The sequence below is a fragment of the Methylotenera sp. genome (assembly GCF_030653755.1).
Classification (GTDB): Bacteria; Pseudomonadota; Gammaproteobacteria; order Burkholderiales; family Methylophilaceae; genus Methylotenera.
The window spans coordinates 63568-82020 of sequence record NZ_JAURYU010000015.1; the positions used below are offsets into that span (position 1 = coordinate 63568).

At 41.4% G+C, this 18453-nt stretch carries 18 protein-coding genes; all 18 read right to left on the reverse strand.

The window, feature by feature from the left end; genetic code table 11:
• Nucleotides 1-19: 19 nt before the first annotated feature.
• Nucleotides 20-1267, reverse strand: a complete 1248-nt coding sequence (locus tag Q7U33_RS03270) for a lipopolysaccharide assembly protein LapB (protein ID WP_304858151.1) — start codon at nt 1265-1267, stop codon at nt 20-22.
• Between the two features lie 24 nt (nt 1268-1291).
• Complete coding sequence (locus tag Q7U33_RS03275) at nt 1292-2212, reverse strand: ExeA family protein (RefSeq protein ID WP_304858152.1); 921 nt, start codon at nt 2210-2212, stop codon at nt 1292-1294.
• A 3-nt stretch (nt 2213-2215) separates the two neighbouring features.
• Nucleotides 2216-3961, reverse strand: a complete 1746-nt coding sequence (gene mshL / locus Q7U33_RS03280) for a pilus (MSHA type) biogenesis protein MshL (RefSeq protein WP_304858153.1) — start codon at nt 3959-3961, stop codon at nt 2216-2218.
• A gap of 42 nt (nt 3962-4003) precedes the next feature.
• Nucleotides 4004-4429, reverse strand: a complete 426-nt coding sequence (locus tag Q7U33_RS03285) for a hypothetical protein (protein ID WP_304858154.1) — start codon at nt 4427-4429, stop codon at nt 4004-4006.
• A 2-nt stretch (nt 4430-4431) separates the two neighbouring features.
• Nucleotides 4432-5136: an MSHA biogenesis protein MshJ gene (locus Q7U33_RS03290; RefSeq protein ID WP_304858155.1), complete on the reverse strand. Its 705-nt coding sequence runs from the start codon at nt 5134-5136 to the stop codon at nt 4432-4434.
• Complete coding sequence (locus Q7U33_RS03295; RefSeq protein ID WP_304858156.1) at nt 5133-5891, reverse strand: PilN domain-containing protein; 759 nt, start codon at nt 5889-5891, stop codon at nt 5133-5135. Before Q7U33_RS03295 ends, Q7U33_RS03290 begins: the two co-directional genes overlap by 4 nt.
• Nucleotides 5888-6835, reverse strand: coding sequence for an agglutinin biogenesis protein MshI (locus Q7U33_RS03300; RefSeq protein ID WP_304858157.1), 948 nt, complete (start codon nt 6833-6835; stop codon nt 5888-5890). Before Q7U33_RS03300 ends, Q7U33_RS03295 begins: the two co-directional genes overlap by 4 nt.
• 171 nt (nt 6836-7006) lie before the next feature.
• Nucleotides 7007-10435 (reverse strand): DUF6701 domain-containing protein, encoded by a 3429-nt coding sequence (locus Q7U33_RS03305; protein WP_304858158.1) that lies wholly within the window; start codon nt 10433-10435, stop codon nt 7007-7009.
• Between the two features lie 77 nt (nt 10436-10512).
• Complete coding sequence (locus Q7U33_RS03310; protein WP_304858159.1) at nt 10513-10962, reverse strand: hypothetical protein; 450 nt, start codon at nt 10960-10962, stop codon at nt 10513-10515.
• Nucleotides 10959-11810, reverse strand: a complete 852-nt coding sequence (locus tag Q7U33_RS03315) for a type II secretion system protein (RefSeq protein WP_304858160.1) — start codon at nt 11808-11810, stop codon at nt 10959-10961. The genes Q7U33_RS03310 and Q7U33_RS03315 overlap by 4 nt, the downstream gene beginning before the upstream one ends.
• Nucleotides 11811-11820: 10 nt before the next feature.
• Nucleotides 11821-12483, reverse strand: a complete 663-nt coding sequence (locus tag Q7U33_RS03320; protein WP_304858161.1) for a type II secretion system protein — start codon at nt 12481-12483, stop codon at nt 11821-11823.
• Complete coding sequence (locus Q7U33_RS03325; RefSeq protein WP_304858162.1) at nt 12473-12934, reverse strand: GspH/FimT family pseudopilin; 462 nt, start codon at nt 12932-12934, stop codon at nt 12473-12475. Before Q7U33_RS03325 ends, Q7U33_RS03320 begins: the two co-directional genes overlap by 11 nt.
• Before the next feature lie 65 nt (nt 12935-12999).
• On the reverse strand, nt 13000-13449 hold the full coding sequence (locus tag Q7U33_RS03330) for a prepilin-type N-terminal cleavage/methylation domain-containing protein (RefSeq protein ID WP_304858163.1): 450 nt from the start codon (nt 13447-13449) through the stop codon (nt 13000-13002).
• A 110-nt stretch (nt 13450-13559) separates the two neighbouring features.
• On the reverse strand, nt 13560-14102 hold the full coding sequence (locus Q7U33_RS03335) for a prepilin-type N-terminal cleavage/methylation domain-containing protein (RefSeq protein ID WP_304858164.1): 543 nt from the start codon (nt 14100-14102) through the stop codon (nt 13560-13562).
• 24 nt (nt 14103-14126) lie between these two features.
• A complete protein-coding gene (locus Q7U33_RS03340) occupies nt 14127-14585 on the reverse strand; it encodes a hypothetical protein (RefSeq protein ID WP_304858165.1) in 459 nt (152 codons plus the stop codon).
• 17 nt (nt 14586-14602) lie between these two features.
• Nucleotides 14603-15829, reverse strand: coding sequence for a type II secretion system F family protein (locus tag Q7U33_RS03345; protein WP_304858166.1), 1227 nt, complete (start codon nt 15827-15829; stop codon nt 14603-14605).
• Between the two features lie 5 nt (nt 15830-15834).
• The gene (locus tag Q7U33_RS03350) at nt 15835-17538 is read right to left on the reverse strand and encodes a GspE/PulE family protein (RefSeq protein ID WP_304858167.1); all 1704 of its coding nucleotides are present in this window, start codon (nt 17536-17538) and stop codon (nt 15835-15837) included.
• A gap of 73 nt (nt 17539-17611) precedes the next feature.
• Complete coding sequence (locus tag Q7U33_RS03355; RefSeq protein WP_304858168.1) at nt 17612-18157, reverse strand: cytochrome b; 546 nt, start codon at nt 18155-18157, stop codon at nt 17612-17614.
• Nucleotides 18158-18453 lie beyond the last annotated feature (296 nt).

An 18453-nucleotide genomic window follows, 5' to 3' on the forward strand; every position in this document is an offset into this window, starting at 1 on the left:
TTAAGTTAAGTTGGAATTTTTACTTTGCAAGACTTTGATTTAATTTCTTTAATTGCTGATCAACAAAGCTTGAAAGCTCTGGGCTGAGCGAGTCTGTTTGTTGGGCTTTAATAAACGCTTGCTGCGCGTGTTCAAGCCTATCTGCTGCTTGTAAAGCAATACCTAAGCCCACCAGCGTGGTTGTTTTCACACTTCCAGCATTTGTTTCAAGCGATACTGCTTTCATGTAATGGGTAATGGCCTCTTCATGCCTGCCACTACGCTGTAATAATGTGGCTAAAAAAGCTTGATAGGCTGCATGGTTAGGCGCATATTGCAGCCCATGTTCTAAAGTGCTTAATGCAGTTGCTTGATCTCCAGCACTAATTTGCAAGCGCGCTAGTGCTATACGAAACTCATTCTGTTCAGGACTAATTTGTAAGCCTGCATTTAGTACGTCTTTTGCATCGCTCAAGCGTTTATTATCTAGCAATAAACTTGCAAGGGTTAGCCTAGCCTCATGATGGGTTGGATTGAGTTCCAGTGCTTTTGCTAAATTAGCTTGTGATTCTGCCACTCTACCTTGTTGTAAATAGATAAGCGCTTGTTGATAGTAACTATTGGCATTTTGCTCAGGGCTTATTTTTTTATTGATATTAGTCTGTTGTTTGCTAGCGATGGATTGTGGGCTAAAGCCTTTGCCTACAGAGGTTGTTATGGCTTCACTTTTCTGATTTTCTTTTATTTCAATTGGATCTGTCGTTTTTTTTTCATACTCAATCACTGTAGGCGCTGTCATCTTTGGGGTGTTAACGACAGTGGTTTTAGCTGGTTGAGCTAAGCTCTTCTGGTCTAGGTCGTACCTAAGTGTAGTCTCAAATAAATTGCTTGGTTGCGTGTTCTGTTGTGCTTGAGAGTTAATGCTAGCCTCATTTGTGTCGTTAGGCGATGTTATTGGTGCCTCTGGTAAGGTTTCATTCGCTAACCCTTTGTCTTGAATCGTTTGTCCAAAGTTTGCAGGGTTTATCTTGGTTGTTGGGTTTTCAGTGCTACTTACACTCGCTTTATTAAACCCTAGTAAATCTTTCATACGGTTTGGCTGTTCAAGTGCAAAAAACACAGCATAAGCAATTGCAATCACAATAAATATTAGGCCAATCGTGTTAATCGCTCTGTTGTTGCTTTTCTGTGTTGATACACCAAATTGTGGCGTAATTGATGGCTGAACATCTGTGGATTTTGCACCACGTTGTTCAAGGTCTTTTAGCATTTGATTGATTAAACTCATTGTTAGTCTTTTTGTAATCGAGATTTAATATAGCTTTGGGTTGTTAATAAACATCAATAAGATAAAGCCAAATACCCCAAATAGCATTGTCAAAGACAAGCTTCTTAGTGCTACTTTTCGCCAAGTTGACTCAATCGAACTCGTGTCGGAAACTGCTGCCAACATTTCGTGCATGCCTACTTGGTGCTTGCCTTTACCATAAGTGGCTAATAAGGATTTGTGAGCCAGTATGTTAATGAGTCTTGGTACGCCTTTTGAATGATAATACATCAAGTATAAAGCCGTGCGGCTAAACATACGGCTACCTTTATAACCTGCAATGGTGAGACGGTGGTTAAGGTAGTAGGCCATTTCATCACGGCTTAGTAAATCAAGCTGATAATCAAATGTGATTCTTTGTTTAAGTTGCCTGATAGAAGGGTGGTTTAATTTTTCTTCCAGTTCTGGCTGCCCAAAAATAACCACTTGTAGCAGTTTTCTCTTTTCTGTTTCAAGGTTGCTTAGCAGTCGCAGTGCCTCTAGTGTTTCTATTGGCATGGCCTGTACTTCATCAAGACATACCACTACTTTAATATTGTCTCGCGCAAAGTTTAATAGGGCGTGTGTCAGTGCATTGAGTATTACATGCTGCGTTATTTGCGTATCAGTTGGTAAGCTAATATTTAGCTCTTCAGCCAATACCATTAAAAGTGATTGCGGCTCAAGGTATGGGTTGGGTACATAGGCTATTTTATAGCTTTGGTCTAAGCTAGACATAAGCTTGCGGCATAGCAATGTTTTACCTGTGCCGACTTCACCTGTGATTTTAATAAAACCTTCGCCCGTAGTCACTGCAAATATGACGGTGTTTAATGCATCTTGGTAGCTTGCAGAGGCAAAGTAATAGCTTGTATCTGGCGTAATGCTAAAGGGAAACTCATTAAGCCCGAAATGTTGCGGATACATGGGCTATTTATCCTCTGTTGGCGTAGGTCTTTGCATTTCTTCTATGCGTTGCTTACTAGATAACATATCGTTAGCCCAATTTTCTTGGCCTTGTACAACAGATGCTTTAAGTAGAATCACCAACTCAGATTTTGTTTTAGAAGCACCTTGTTGACGGAACGCCGCACCAATACCTTTGACATCACCTAAACCTGGTACTTTGGATTTTGAACTGGTTGCACTTTCCGTCATTAAGCCCCCAATCACAATTACACGCCCATCACGTGTGCGGACAATACTGTCAGTTTCGCTAATGTTACTAGAGGCCAAAGGTAAGTTAATTTGACCAGCGGTTCCACCCAATGTCACCTGTTTATTGACTGTAGATACTTGGCTAATAGAGGGGTGCATATGCAGGATGATGTTGTCATCTCTATCAATTTGCGGGGTTACATCTAGCGTAATACCAGAGAAGAAAGGTTGTAATATTACTTCTGGTACGGTAGTCGTTGCACCTACAGATGCCGTAGTATTTGATGAAATGCCTGTTACAAAAAATTCATCTGTACCCACTTTTAGTACTGCTTTTTGGTTGTTGATAGAGGATATACGCGGGCTAGAAAGCACTTGAACATCGCCTTGTGTTTCTAAAAACGATAGTAAAGTTGAAAAGTTAGCCCCTTGCAGTGCAATGGCAAATAATGGACCACCTAATGCCGTCGTTGCTGCGTTGTTGAGCACATTGCCACCAGTAGCGGATAAGTCTCCGCTTACCAAATTGCCATTGCCACTACTTGACAGTTGTGTATTTGCGTTAATGTTACCTATGATGCCTGTATTAGAACCTCTACTACCAAATACTGACCAATTTACCCCGCTTTGAGATAAATCATTAAGTTGTACATTGATGATTTTTGCTTCAAGTATCACTTGTCGTTCAATTGATACCTGCATAAGCCGTAAGAAAGACTCAACGTTACGAACCTCACTTGGCATCGCGCGTACAACAATCACACCAGATTGTAGGTTTACAATAACACGACGGCCATTTTCATTTCCGACAATACCGTTTAGAGAGTCTGTTAAGTCTTTCCAGAAATCATTGTCAGAAGATGTGGTAATGCTTGTACTGGTGAGTGGACGATTCATATTGTTAGCATTGCTACCAATATTGTTCGTTACTTGTGAGGCACCGCCCATATTGTTAGCGCCTTGCCTGTTATTTTGACCACCGCTAATCGAGCCAGATGTAACGCGTGTATCGGAAGAGCCTCTACGTTGACCAACAATGTAATTTACTTGAAACACGCGTGTTTGCATTGATTGTTGCTCTATAAAAATGCGAGAGCCATCAACTTTGTATTCGTAACCATATAACTCTCTAAGTGCATCTAAAGCTTCAAATACTGTTACATCTTTTAAGTTTACGGAGATATCGCCAGTGATATCTGGATGAACAAGCATGCTATAGCGCGTGCCACCAACAATGCCCATTAGCACTTGGTTGGCTGGTGCATTGTTAATGACTAAATCAAAACGTTGCTCAAGCTTTTTTGCAGTTGCTTTTGGAATCTCAATTTTTAAGGGTGGCAACAGTGCATCATTGATTTCAGTTGGGGTAGGGGCTGTTGGCTTAGTTTCTGCGCCAGCTTTTAACTCATCTTTAATCGTGTTAATCGTGCTTTGGTCATGAGCCTGCATAAAGCCCGCACAGCTAGTGAGTAGCATTACAATCAATAGTGAAGATAGTCGTATTGCAATTATCGGCATGTTATTCTCGTTCAGTTCATTCTATCAATTGGAGCAAATTTTTTACTTGGATTGGCTTCTTTGCTTAGTAAAATCAGCCTGATTTTTTGCGGGCCGTATTTTTTTCTGTATTGAATAATCCATCGTTAATATTTTTAAACTTCTGTCGGGATTGCGTAGCACGGCTTCGCGCTCATTAAGTTTGATTAATGTAGCACCATCATATTTTTGCCCTAGCATTATTTTTTGCCCATTAATGATTGCAGCATGGTAGTTCGAACCAAGGATGATTGATTGTAACACGGGGCCGCTGAACAACTCACCACCTTGAGCGCTAGATGACTGATTATAAAAGGCTGCCGGTGGCTGTGTTGGATCCTTAAGTGTGTCGGCGGAAGCAATGTTTATCAACAATAAATAAGTCGCGCCAGTGAGTAATCTGGACGTTTTTTTTGTTAAATACTTAAAAGTGATTAAAAGAGTCTTCATGATTAGATACTTAACCATGCTTTATCTAAACTTAAGGTGTATACCGTCAGTTTAAGTTGATTATTAGGATATGTTTTTGTTGATAGCTCAGCATTGTTCCAAAGAACGTGCCAATCCATTTTTTCTATCGTAGATACATAATCAAGTAAGTCTAAATAACGACCTTCAATGGTAATTTCTACAACATGCTTAAATACTGGATTTTCCTGTTGCCCTTCTTGATTAAGCGCTAGTTGTGTAGTGGGCAGGTTTGTCGTAGTAGGTTGTGCTAATAAGTATTGAGTAGGTAGTGTATTGAGTGCGATTAATTTTAGTTTGCCGTTTTTAGCTAACAAATCTCTTAGCAATTCTGGCATTTTGTCAGGGCTAATTAAGGTGATCTCTAGCTGATTTTTTGCCGTATCAATAGCGGCTAGCTCACTTTCCAGCGCTGAAATGTGCTGTTTGTTATGTGCGTTTGGGTCGATAGGCTGTTTGCTATTTAATAAATCAACTTGTTGTTGCAGATCTGATATGACTGATTGATCTGTAGAAATTTCAGATAATAATCTTTGTTTGCTTATCGCTAATGGACTAATTAATAACATATTAACGGTGGTATATACGACCAATGCTGATGCCCCAAACACCATTAGACGTTCACGATTATTGAGCGCACCAAATTTACTAGAGAGTAATGACCATTTTTCTAGGAGTGCAGCTTTCAAGATTTATCTCCAGTTCTCGATGCTGGTTCAACTGCAATAGAAGAATTGTCTAATGTTGACTCTAAAGAGAACTCAATATAATTAGGCAGATTTATCGTGGTTAGTGAGTTTTGTACGTTTGGCTTTCCTGTCACAGTGCTTATCTTGTCAGATTGAGCTTGAGATGTGGTGTTTGCTGCAGACGGGTTGTTGATTAAATTATCTGCTTTTGGCAAGCTAATGCTCAATCCCGAGAACAATTTACCTTTTAATGCTGGCTCATTGCTTAAGCGGTTAATATATTGAGGTACCAAGTCACTTTGAAGTGCTCTACCTTGAATGTTAAGTGTGTCTGTTTGGCTATCAACACTAAACCCTGTTAGCCACAAGCCCTCAATACTCTGTCTAGCAAATGCGCGCATCAATGCCGCGTAGCTGTTATCTGGTGTGTTGGTACTGTGGCTGAGTATCTCTAGTATTTGTTGTTGCACTTTGATTTTTTGCTCTAGTTTTGTCACTAGTTTTTCAAGCGAAGCATCTATTTCTTGGGGGGCGTGCAATAACGCTAATGCTTTGACTTCATTTTGTGTTTTGATAAGATCATCTGCTACTTGCTGGCGCTGCAAACTAAGCGTTGAAATCTCTTTTTGCGAGTAAGTGTAATAAGCTAACAAAATAAGCACTAATGTGGCCAGCACGGCAGCCACACTGTTGAGTGTTAAAAATGGCTTTTGTTTGATTAAAGCAATGTTGACGAGATTAATCTGTTGGTTCACAGTTCGTCTCCATCACGTAATGCAGCGCCTAGGGCAGGGAAGAACAATGCTTGGGATTCTAAAGTATTAAGTTTTGCATTACCTTCAAAATCAAAAATGTCGGCTAAATCTAAACGCTCAACTTTGATATATAAATAAGAGGTTAGGTAATCATAAAAGTCTTCGCGACCAACAAACGGTGCTAACACAAGTCGATTGATGGCAAGTTGAGGGAACTGACGTTCAAAATTATCAAGCGAGCGTTGAATTTCTAACGCGAATCTTTCAAAAATATTAGACTTTTGCTCACTATTGTCACTGGAAAGTGCTTCAGTGTTTAGCTCAATTTGCCTTGCATGATATAGCGCTTTGTTTGCTGTGAATGTGAGCAAGCCACCATTCTTGTTAATAGATAGTAATGCTAATCCACGGTTTTCTTCTTCTATATAGGCAGCTATATTTCTTTGTGCCATTTCTGGTATATCAATGACCTCTAGTCCTAATTTAGCAGCATCAGTAAACTTCTGCATGTAGTGACCAATAAGCACATTTTTTGCGGAAACTGCATAAACATAAGATTGTCGACTCGACTTGTTGTCATCAGCTGGAATGTTAATGATATCAATAGTAGCTTGCTCAACAGGATAGTCAATCATGTCTTTTAGCTTCCAACTAATGGCTTGCTTTAGTTCATTGTCAGGGACATTAGGTTTTTCAATCTGGAATATCTGATATTCACCTTGTTTAATAAGCATGGTGCAGTGGTAGCTATCTATATCAAGGTCAATATCCGCGATGATGGATTGAACATCAAAGGCGTCTTTATTATTTACCTGAGAAAAAGTCATTTTCACCATGGGTTTATGCCCATTGTTTTTTAATACATGTGTTAGCTGTGTACTCTGCTCTGAGGGCTCTACAGAGAGCCAGCCTTGCAATTTTTTCTTGGTAAAAAATTTAATCATGAGTGTGTCTAATTGAAACTAAAGTCTCTTATCGTTTTAAGCAGTATATACTACATTAAGTTGTACATTGTAACTTATTGTAATATATGTATATATTGCCACTAAGTTAGTGGGGTAGTTATGTTTATTGGCTGGCATGTTGTCTTTAATGAAAAATGTATTGAGTGGAATCTAGTAGTTTTCACGCAAGTAAATGACAGGAGTTTTGTAGATACCAAAAGTAGCACGAGCACTCGGGTTGGTATTTCCTGATCCTGTCCAATTGTATTTTAGCCAATTAGGTACGTTTGCTGTTACATCCACTGAGCCAGAGTTGTTAGTTCCTGGCGCCTTTAAGGTTAAATTGAAATTTCCGTTTCCTGGAGGCTCTCTAAATCTTTTTGACACGCTCCCAGCCGCGCTACAACCCAGGCCGCTATTGCCAGGGTTTCCTGTATCTAATACACATATTTCACTGGGAATAAGGCCATCTGCAGGATTTGAATCAGTGAGTGCAAGGCTAACACCATTGGTGCATACGTCATTGCTATTCAGCATCCATGAGCCATTACTCCAATACTCAGCAACAAGTGGCATCGCTAAGTCTAGTAACTCAGAACCATAAGCATTTTGTATACGCATACGTCCACTGCGTACTAGCGTGCTTCCTTCAATGCTACTCAAAGCAGAGCTAACATTATCCACATCAGTCGCGCGTAATTTAATGGTGGCTGGTGAGCTCAGTGCGCTATTAAATATATAGCTTGGTGTTGCGTTCGCAATTCCTTGTGAAAAAGCGGTAGCTGTTACGCTATTATTGAGTAGGGAGCCCGTTGTTATTGCATTTGCATCACTCAGCGTTGTTGTTTTGGAGAAGTTAGGGGTGGTGTTTACTGAGCCATCATAATTCCGTGTCATGTTGCCAGACGCATTCATCGCTTTAACTTCTACATTAAAAGGTTGTGCAGAATAGCTAAAACTTCCAGCATCGCATCCTTGTGTCACAATCGTATCAAAATGATCAGGGACAAAGCGGCCCACATTACCAGCGCCGTTACAAACAGTGTTAGTTGTGCCAGTATTGCCTGTTGCAGTAATGCCAGAGCCTAAATAGCTACCGCTGGCTAACGTTGCAGTGAGGTCTCCGTTGCCTACTTCAGACCATTTGAGATTGTTGGATGTTGCCACACCGTTTGTGAAAGATCCTAGCGAGCCTGTAAAACTACCACTGACAGCATTTATACCAGTAGGCTGACATTTGCTAAAAGTAAGTGATGTGCTCTCTGGCGTGCTTTCTTTGCCAAAATTAGGCGTGGTTGCGTTAGATGCATTTTTTGCTGTGACTGATGTACTAAAGTTGCTATCCGCTTTAATTGGCGGTGCGGTGGTGCCTGAGAATGTAAATGTTGCAGGTGCAGAAATAAAATTGTCTGACCCTGTCATATTTAAGCCGCCTGTCGTGATTCTTGCTGTAAGTGACATATTACCTACATCTGCGTATTGAATGCTAGCAGTTGCTACACCACTAGCATTAAAGCTTAAGTTGACTGACTGACCTGTTGAGTCACATACTGCATTCGCATTGTTTCCAGCGTTAAGTGCGCGGTTGTTAACTCTAATAGGCATAGAGCCTGTAGTTGGATTGCTGTAGTTGCAAGTGAAGTTGATATTTCTGTTTACGCTGGCAAACGCTGGCGTACATACAAGGCTATTATTCGATTTTCTAACAGCATTAATAGCTACAGTTTGGCTCGTTTCTGAAACATGATCTAACACATCAAACGCAAAGCCAGCTTCTAAGAAGGTAAGGTTACTGTCACATGTTGAACCAAACGTGTAGTCTTCAGAAACACAAATGGCACCTGCGCCAGTTCTTTCAGTAATGAAACCAGATTGTAGATTGATGTTAAGAGACTCATTGAAGCCATTAGTTAATCCTAGCGTAATACGTGATTCATTACTGAAAGTGTAATTGGCTGTGCCATTACCCATGTCGTTAACTGGATTAATTGTCGATATGCCAGACCATATGCCATGATTGGTCGTACTAGAAATTTGCATGGTAGTACCTGCTAAGCTGAATAGGGCATGGTTTGTATCATGCGCCTCCACAATAACGCTGGCAGCATTGCAGCCAACTACTTCACCACTATGAATAATATGAAAATGGTCCAGTGTCGTACAAGTAGGACGCACAATATTCATATCAGCTTCGGCTTGAGTTGAATTAATGTCTCTAGCGTAAATATACACTTCGTCAATTAAGCCATTAGCGCCATTAGGCGTACCATTGCTTGGGGTAATGCCAGAAGTGCGGTTATCTCCAATATAAATTGAATTTAGATTTGCTATATTGCCGCTGGTGGTGGAGCGGAATGGTGTTGTGGTATTAGTTGTTTCTAACGCACCATCAAGAAAAATTTGTAAAACTGTCTGGTTGGTACCAGGTTTGATATTCCAGCTCACGCCTACATGGTGCCATGTATTAGCGGCAAAAGTACGGCTGGTGGATGTTTCTGCTGTTCTTACGGTTCCTGCGCTATCAGTAATGGAAAATCTGAGTCGGCCATTTGCTAACTTCATAAAAAAGAATGGTTGAGCGGCAATTCTTGTTGCATCAAAAAATGTCGCATTTGATGAGCCCGCATTCCAAGCGCTATTTGATCGATACCACAGGTTCACAGAGCCAGAGTTACCTGGTGTAATTGGCGTAGCAACTGCATCAATAGTTATGTTAGAAGTGTTGTTTGTGAAGCTTCCGCCACGGCAAAGTTTACCATTGGCAATATTGCTGACATTTCCAACAATAGAAGCGTTTTGATTATTGCCAGATGTGTCTTTAACTTCACCTGCTATGTCATCCCAAATATTTTCATCAAAACGATACTCCGCAGTTTTTGGGTCTAACTGATTGGCTGGGTACCATAAGATAGAAGTACCATTTACAGTGTCTATAAACGCCTGATTGAACGAGTATTGTGTTGAGTCAGCAGTGTTTAGCTGTACGCCTACGGTTGCTGCAGAGCCAGTGCTGCTGCCAGTAGTGTAGTTATACTTAAAATTACCGTTAACGCCACTAGTGCTTTCATAGAGTACCACTTGAAAGTTATAGCGAGTAGTTGTGTTGTAGAGTTTTACATTTACCCAAGAAATGACAAAACGGTTTTGGTCAGTTATGTTGTCCATGAGCAACTCATATCTTACTGATGCACCAGCTGTGTTATTTCCCGTTCCAGCCACAATATCAGTCCAGTATGGGAGCATGATGTTTGTAGGCACGCCACTACTACATCCACTAAATGCTAGTGCGCTACTTGTTATTGGAAGTTGTAAGTTAGAGTAATTGCGATGATACCCAGAAGTGTCGTTACCGAACTTTATGATGCCGTTAGAGTAAATTCTTACACTAGTATATTCTACGCCACCAAACGTAAACTTGAAGCCTGATGGAAAGTTAATATCATCCCAGTCATCATCGCCCTGAGGGTAAGTTGTACAAGCAGGACTGTTGCCGTTATTGTGCCATGTGGCATTGCTTGCAGATGCAGATGGTGTGTCATAACTAAATGTATCATTCCTATAGGCATAAGTCGCGGCATGGGCACAATTGCATATTAGCACTAGTGTCCAAATGAATATATAAATAGGAAATCGGAAACTCATCGGTTGTCAAAATTTGCCATTAATAGAATTATGCGTTAATTACATTCGTACGCTGGTATAGCGTCGGTTGCTCGGCATTTACTAACGGTAGCTTGTAATTGCCGCTCAGTGTAGTCAATTGTACCAGCAACACCAAAACTTGCTCTGGATGTGATTTCAAATAAACGAATCGTACGATCTGTTCCTTGTTCGTTATAATCTACGGATTGACTACAGCTAACGTCAACGGTAAATGATTCAATATTTAATGTGGTGGGGCTAGGGCAGTTCACTAGATTGGCGGATCCTGGTGCTAGTACTTGAAATATGGCCCACTCCAAGCCCACTCGCGCAGCTTGGTAAGCTCTTGCACCTTGAACATCTTGCTTAGAAGTTGCCTGTTGGGTGCTGCTGATATTTAAGGCATAAGCCCCTAGTGCGGCTAGAATCACTAGTAGAAAAATAGCGGCTGGCAGTAAAAATCCACGAGAGGTGTGTTTATTCATGGTGAATTAGCCACATTGATTTGGTGCATCAGGGTTATCTGTGCGCTATCTTCTATCATACTGATATTAATAGAAACAATACCCGAACGTTGCAAAATCCCAGAGGTGTAGGTAATTTGGCAACTAGCTAAGTTATTAGCAAGCTGATGTCGTTGAATTGAGGGTAAGCCATCAAGTACTACAATACTGGCTGGTTGCGTTGCCTGAAACGCATAGCCTTGATACCGCCACAATACCCGATTAGTCATATCGCACGCATACGTCACAGGGGTAGATACGACGTAAAATCTGCTCGATGGTGAGGTTAGTGGAAAGCTGCTTCCAGTAAAGCTGAGTGTGTTGCTATTAGTTGCGCTGTTCAATGCACGCCTGTTAGAGCTTTCATAAACATCTGCCCCAGCAATGCCTAAGTTGTAGATAACCAATGAATCGTTACTGGACACGCTCATGGCTGAACCTAATACATTAAAGCTTGTATCAGCTGGATTAGAAAAATCTAAAGGGTTATCTGCTAATGAGGTACCAACTTCAGCTCTGTAGCGCCCTGCATTAATAACTGGTGTAAATTCAAGTAAGCTGTCAGTGCCACTTGTGGTGATTCTGACGCTATTTGGTAATGCGTTTCTGATATCTCGTGCAATTCTACGTAGGGCAGTATCTGCGCGGTCAGATAAGTCTGCACGTCGCTCAGTATCAAAAAACGATTGCGTGGGCCTGCCAATAAATAGCGCCACACCGCCCGCGAGGATGCCAACAATCGTAATCACCACCACCAATTCAACCAGTGTGAACCCGTGATTTTTAGATATACGCACCTGTGATTGCAATGAACGTGAGCTATTAAGCATTAAGAGTCGGTTAAATATTAGGCGCATAACGAACACGATAACCTGATAGTGTGACTACTGTATTAGCAGGGCCTGTCACACTGACATTAATTCTGAGGGCTGCATCATTATTTAAACCTAATACATTACCAGCTCTGGTAATCGTCACTGAAGCTGCATATGCATCTAATCCCGTGATCGGTGTAGGGTCGCCAGGGATGCAAATACCAGCACACTGTGCATTTGGCATGGTAAACCCACCATAATCGGCAACATTATCAAAAGGGTCTATATTGCTATAGCGACTTTCAGTGCTAGGGAAAGGGCCTGTAATTGCACCTAATCCAGCAGGGTCTGAGTCTTGTGTTTGCGATGCACACCCAGCATTGCTTGTTGCGGATGATGCATTGGCATCTTCAGGGTCGCAAAAGGTAAAGGACTGTTGTTGTATCTCTAGCAGTAATGATTCTGCTATTGATAATGCTTGTTTTCTAACGAGAGGGTCAGCACTGTTGCGGCTAGTGATTTCTAGCACTTTAAGCACGCCAGCCAGTGCAACACCCATAATGACAATAAAAATAACCAACTCAACTAACGTTACACCAGCTTGAGTGACACTAGTTTGGTATGCAGAACTAAGTAAATGCAGCTTACGCTTATTTCGTGGACGCTGATTGATAAAATTATCGAACATAGCCAGTTTCTGCTTCTACCGTGATGGTACGTATAGATTCTGTAGGCACCACAGCATTTTGAATCTGAAAAGTAGCTTGAGCATTCGGGATTGGTCTACCCAAACCATCAAAAGCAATAATAGGTGAGGTGGACGCTAGAGAGACACCATTCGGTAATGTTTTAGCATAAGGCGCTAGCGTGGCTGGGTCAATGACAGCAGGGATGCAAGTATTTGTGTAGCCTAAACAAATCGTCCTCGCACTTAGGTTTATATTTACAAACACATTGGTACGCTGCGCAATCGCAGTTTTTTGGGCATAACGTAAAGCAGAAATAAGGGTGCCATAAGCACCCCTAGCATCAAAAGCATCTCGGCCAATAAAACGCGGTGCAGCAACTGCGGCAATGATGCCTACAATCACAATCACTGCGACAAGTTCTACAACGGTAAAGCCATTATGTCGGTGCATTCTTTGGCTCTGTTTTCAACGTATAGTGCTCCCCGATGTTACTAAGGGTCGGGGAGTTTAACTTATTAGCAACCTGAGATATCTACAGTTACTGTACCTAAGGTGCCATTATAGGTTACTAAACAAGTTGCATTTCCACCGTTAACAGGAGTGAAGGTCACCGCCTCTGGATCTGTGTAGAGAGGTGTAATTCCTTCAGCAGTTGTTAAGCCTGACATTGCAGCACCAATTCCTGCTGCTGTTCCTGCGGGAATGCCTGTGGCAGCCCCTACTACTACACCTGGTGCACCAATTAAGTCTACAGTAGTGGCATTTGTATTTCCAGTAGCAAAGTAGCGAGCTTGTGAAATTCCAACAGCCGCTCTTAAACCACCTGCGATACCGTTAACTGCTGAAACACGAGCTTCAGTAGTTAAATTAATAAATCTAGGCAAAGCAGTAGCTGCCAAAATGCCTAAAATCACAATAACTACCACTAACTCCACTAATGTAAAACCAGACTGTTGATGTTTCATTACAGATGACTCCTTAAACGTTAATAATTAAAACTTTTAGAATAAAACTGAAATACTTGATTTTTTGCATTTAAACATTATTTTGCAAATTCAACTTGATACTTATCAAATTAGCAACCTGTTGTCACAATTGGTGTAATGATTGGTGCGCCATTTGCAACTGCTTCTGCATAAGTAAACTGGCATTCAGCAATAGTAGGTGCGCCTTGGATTTGAAACGTTGCTACATTTGCCGTGCTTGTGTAGTTGTAACCATCTGCTCGCAGTTCATCGATTGTTGGGTTAAATGTGGTGGTTAAACCAGCGGCAGAAAGTATGCCTGTTGTACCAATGGCAGTTACATCAGGGTAAGCGTTCACAAGGTTCACAATGCCATTCTCAGTACAAACCGTACCCGTTGCGCCATTGCTGTTGTTGGCGGTATTGCCATCTGAACATGCTGTGATATCAGCAACATTATTTCTTGCCAATACTGTTGCATGGGCTAAAGCAGAGGCCGCAGCAACGCTTCCTCTGGCAGCGTTAAGTTTTGCAATACGAGCATCGCGCTGTAGGTTGGTAAATCTGGGCAATGCTACTGCTGCTAAAATGCCAAGAATAATAATCACGACAATTAACTCAATGAGGGTAAAACCTTTAACTTTATTGTTCATTAGCATTTCCTTTTTTTAGAAAAGTTATTGATTTACTATTGGCGCTAAATCTAAACCACCAGTGCTTAGCAGTGAGGTACTTTTTCTGGTGGCGGTGTTTGTAAGCGCATATCTTGCTTCTGTGTCATCGCTATATACGTATACTAACTGTTTTCTAGGTGTATCGAAATACCATACACCATATAAATTCATCGGTTTGGCTGATTTTTCACCAATGTAGTTGTTTGGAATTTCGTTAATAAAACGCATTGGGTTAGTGTTGACTAAATCCTTTACATTTACAGCCTCATGCCTAGCATGTTTATGTACCCAACTTTCAGTAATCGCTAATCTGATATTATTAAGTTCAGCCTCATGCGTTAGCGTCTCAATATTTCTCTGTATACGGTTCAGGCTATACAGTAGTAATGACGCTAATACACTAATGATGATTAATGTAACGGCAAAGTCATACCGATGTAAGCCAGCGTGATGCTTTTTCAAAAAAGCGGGCACTGTCATTAACCTTTATTCAATGCAATGCTGCCTAAATCCCATATTGGCAAGAATATACCTAAGGCTAGAATCAATACCATGACACCTAAAAATACGATTAATATAGGTTCAATTTGCGCACCCAAGGTTTTAATCTCGTATTCAACATCGCGTTGGTACATGTCTGCGACTTCTTCCATGAGGTCATCTAATGAGCCTGACTCTTCACCTACTGCAATCATCTGTAAAACAATGGGGTTAAATACGCCGCTATTAGTGGCTGTACGTAAAATGCTTTCGCCGCGTTCTACACCTTCGCGCATTTGGTCAATGCGCTTACCTACATAATCATTATCGGCAGTTTGGGCAACAAGCTTTAACCCATTGGTAATCGGAACGCCGCTTTTACTTGCTAACGCAAAGCTTCTAGCAAAGCGTGCCATCGTACCTTTATGAATAATTTTACCAGCGATAGGGGTCTTTAATTTGAAACTATCCCAGTTATATTTGCCAATACTTGTTGCAACATAGGAGCGGAACAAAAATATTGCACCTATCCCTGCCGCTAGTAAATAAGGCCATGATGCTTGCATAAAGCCAGAAAAACCTAGAAGGACTCTAGTCATTAACGGAAGTTCAGCCCCAAAACTTTCAAATACTTTTGCAAATGCAGGAATCACAAATAAGTTGACGATTACAATTGCGACGGCCATCGCAATCACAACAAAAGTTGGGTAGCGCAGGGCTGCCTTGATTTGATCACGCATAAAGCGTTCAAACTCAAGATGCTCAAACAGCCTTAAAAAGACGCTATCTAATAAGCCTGTACTTTCACCTACACGCACCATGCTGATATAGAAGCTAGAAAACACCTTGGGATGTTGTGCCAGCGATACCGAAAGTTCTCGCCCTCCAGCAAGGCTTTCGCGGATGTTACCAATGACTGATTTGAAGGTTTTATTTTGTGTCGAGGCTTGCAAGCCATTGAGGGCATTCATGATAGGAATGCCAGCTTTGAGCAAGGTGTACATTTGTCGGCTAAATAACATGACATCTAGCGTGCTGATTTTCTCTTCAAAAAAATCAAAACCAACCTCTTTAGATGCCGCTTTGGCCGTTTGAGGTTTAATTTCTATGGGGATAATATTAAGGCTGGATAGTTGAGAGGCGACATTGTTGCTATCTGTGCTTTCCAGAGTGCCTTGTACTAGCGCACCTTGGGTATCTCTACCTTTGTAAGCAAACAATGGCATGTTGCTTACTCTTCAAATTGATTGCTAATGCGCATGGCCTCAGCAATCGTTGTGCGTTTCGTTAGCACGAGATCAATCGCGCTTTTACGTAAAGTTTTACCTGCCATGGCCTGACGACCTAATTTAATAAAGTGATTAGGGTCATGATGGCTGGCAGCGTCAATCAGCTCGTTATTCATTTCTAGTAGTTCATAAACACCAAGTCGGCCTTGGTAGCCTGTGCCGTTACATATACTACAGCCTTTGCCATGCGCATATTGATGGCTTTCTGTGTCATTTCCAAGCTCATGCCGTAACCACGCTTGTTCAAATAGTTGTGGTTCGTAAGGATTGGAGCAGCCTTCGCAGATGAGCCTTACTAAACGTTGCGCAATCACCGCTAGTACTGAGGTGGCTACCATGTAACGTGGCGCACCCATGTCAATCATTCTCACTAAAGTACTTGTTGCGTCGTTGGTGTGTAGTGTTGATAACACTAAGTGGCCAGTCATTGCTGCTCTTAGGCCAATTTGCGCCGTTTCCTGATCTCGCATTTCACCAACCAAAATAATATCTGGGTCTTGCCTTAAAGTTGAACGCAATACGCGAGAGAAGTCTAAGTCGATTTTTTCATTCACTTGCACTTGGTTGATACCAGGCAGGCGGTATTCAACAGGATCTTCAACGGTGATGATTTTATTTGAGGGTGAGTTTAGCTCATTAAGTGCTGCATAGAGGGTGGTTGTTTTACCGCTACCAGTAGGGCCTGTCACTAATACCATGCCGCTAGGGCGATGGATTAATTTACGAAAACGCTCTAGCATGTCTGGAGGCATGCCTAATTTCTCTAATGAGAAATTACTGGTATTTTGAATCAGCAAACGCATCACCACCGACTCGCCATATTGGGTCGGCATAGTAGATATACGTACATCAACAGGTTGCTGTTTTACTTTTAATGCAAAGCGGCCATCTTGAGGTAAGCGTTTTTCTGAAATATCCAGACTAGACATTAATTTAAGGCGTAAAACTAATGCTGAAGCAATTTTTAATTCGGCCTCAGTTTGCAAATGCATAACGCCATCAATTCTAAAGCGAATGTGCAGCTTATTTTCTTGTGGTTCAATGTGAATATCGGAAGCGCGTACTTGTACGGCATCTTCAAAAATAGTTTGCAGTAATTTAACAACAGGTGCTTCTTCACTGTTACCTGTGATGCCTAATGCCGCAAAATCAATAGCAGTCTCACCAAGGTCTTGTCCAAGCTCTATCGCTAGATTTGAAATTTCGTCAGTGCGACGATAGCTACGATCAATTAACTGTAGTAGGGCATTTTCTTGCACAACGGCAAGCTCAATATCTTTACGTAGTATGCGTACGATTTCATCGTAGGCGAACAGGTCGGTTGGGTCAACCATGCCGACTAAATAAGTAGCGCCTCTATCCTCTAATACAGCACTCCGAAAACGTCGGGCTTGTGCTTCTGGGAGCTTGTTAATGATTTCAGATTTTGTGCTGAATTGCTGGATATTGATATAAGGGATTTTTAGCTGGTGTGCTAACGCTTCAGAAATCTGGGTTTCTGTGACGTAGCCGCTATCTACAAAAATACGCCCAAGTTTACGGCCTGTACGTTTTTGTTCTTCAAGAGATTTATTTAAATCTTCAGCAGTAATTAAACTTTGCTGAACTAATACTTCACCAAGGCGAATCTTTTCAGGACGTGCCATTTAAACCTCAAGCTTATTCATTTTTATTGGTATCTAGTCTGTAATGATTAATTTTTATAACAACATGTATTCTTTAATTGCGAGGCAATATTCTAGTTAGGGTGTTGTCTTTGAGTACATAGTGATGGAATAACGCCGCAATTGCATGTAGTCCTATCAGATAATAGCCTAATACACCGATGGTTTCATGCAGTTCTTTTAGGGATGAAGCCAAGTCCTTATTTTTTGCGACAAGTACAGGTAGCTCTAAACCGTAAAATGGAATGGGTTTACCAGCTGCGCTTAGTAAGAACCAGCCGAGCAGAGGCATGCCAATCATTAGTGCATAGAGCGCTAGGTGTGCCAATTCTGCAGAGATTGTTTGCCATTGTTTTGGTTCAGGGCTAATGCTGGGAGTAGGCGAGGTCACTTTAAAGTATAAGCGTATTGTCACGAGTAGCAGTATTGATAATCCAAGCATAAAGTGCCAAGTTTTCAACGCTTCGCGTGGGTCGCTGCCTTTTGGGTAAAACTCTCGTAACTCAATACAGGCATATACGCCAATAAATACTAATGCCATTAACCAGTGTAAGACGATTGAAATGCTGCCGTAGCGTGTATTTGAGTTTTTCCAGAGCATGGTGATTTATATCTTATGAATGTATATACGTTATATATTGCACTGAACGTATTGAATGTGCAATAAGCAGGGCTGTTTATCATCGTGTATAGGCGTTGTCATAGCTGTTGCGTATGTTACCTAGTGTACAGTGTGAGAGGTGAGTATTGCCTAGTATATGGTTGTCGAATATTAGGTTTATTTTACGTAAAGAAAAAGCCTTACATTTCTGCAAGGCTTTTAGTGTTTGGCTCCTCAACCTGGGCTCGAACCAGGGACCTACGGATTAACAGTCCGGCGCTCTACCGACTGAGCTA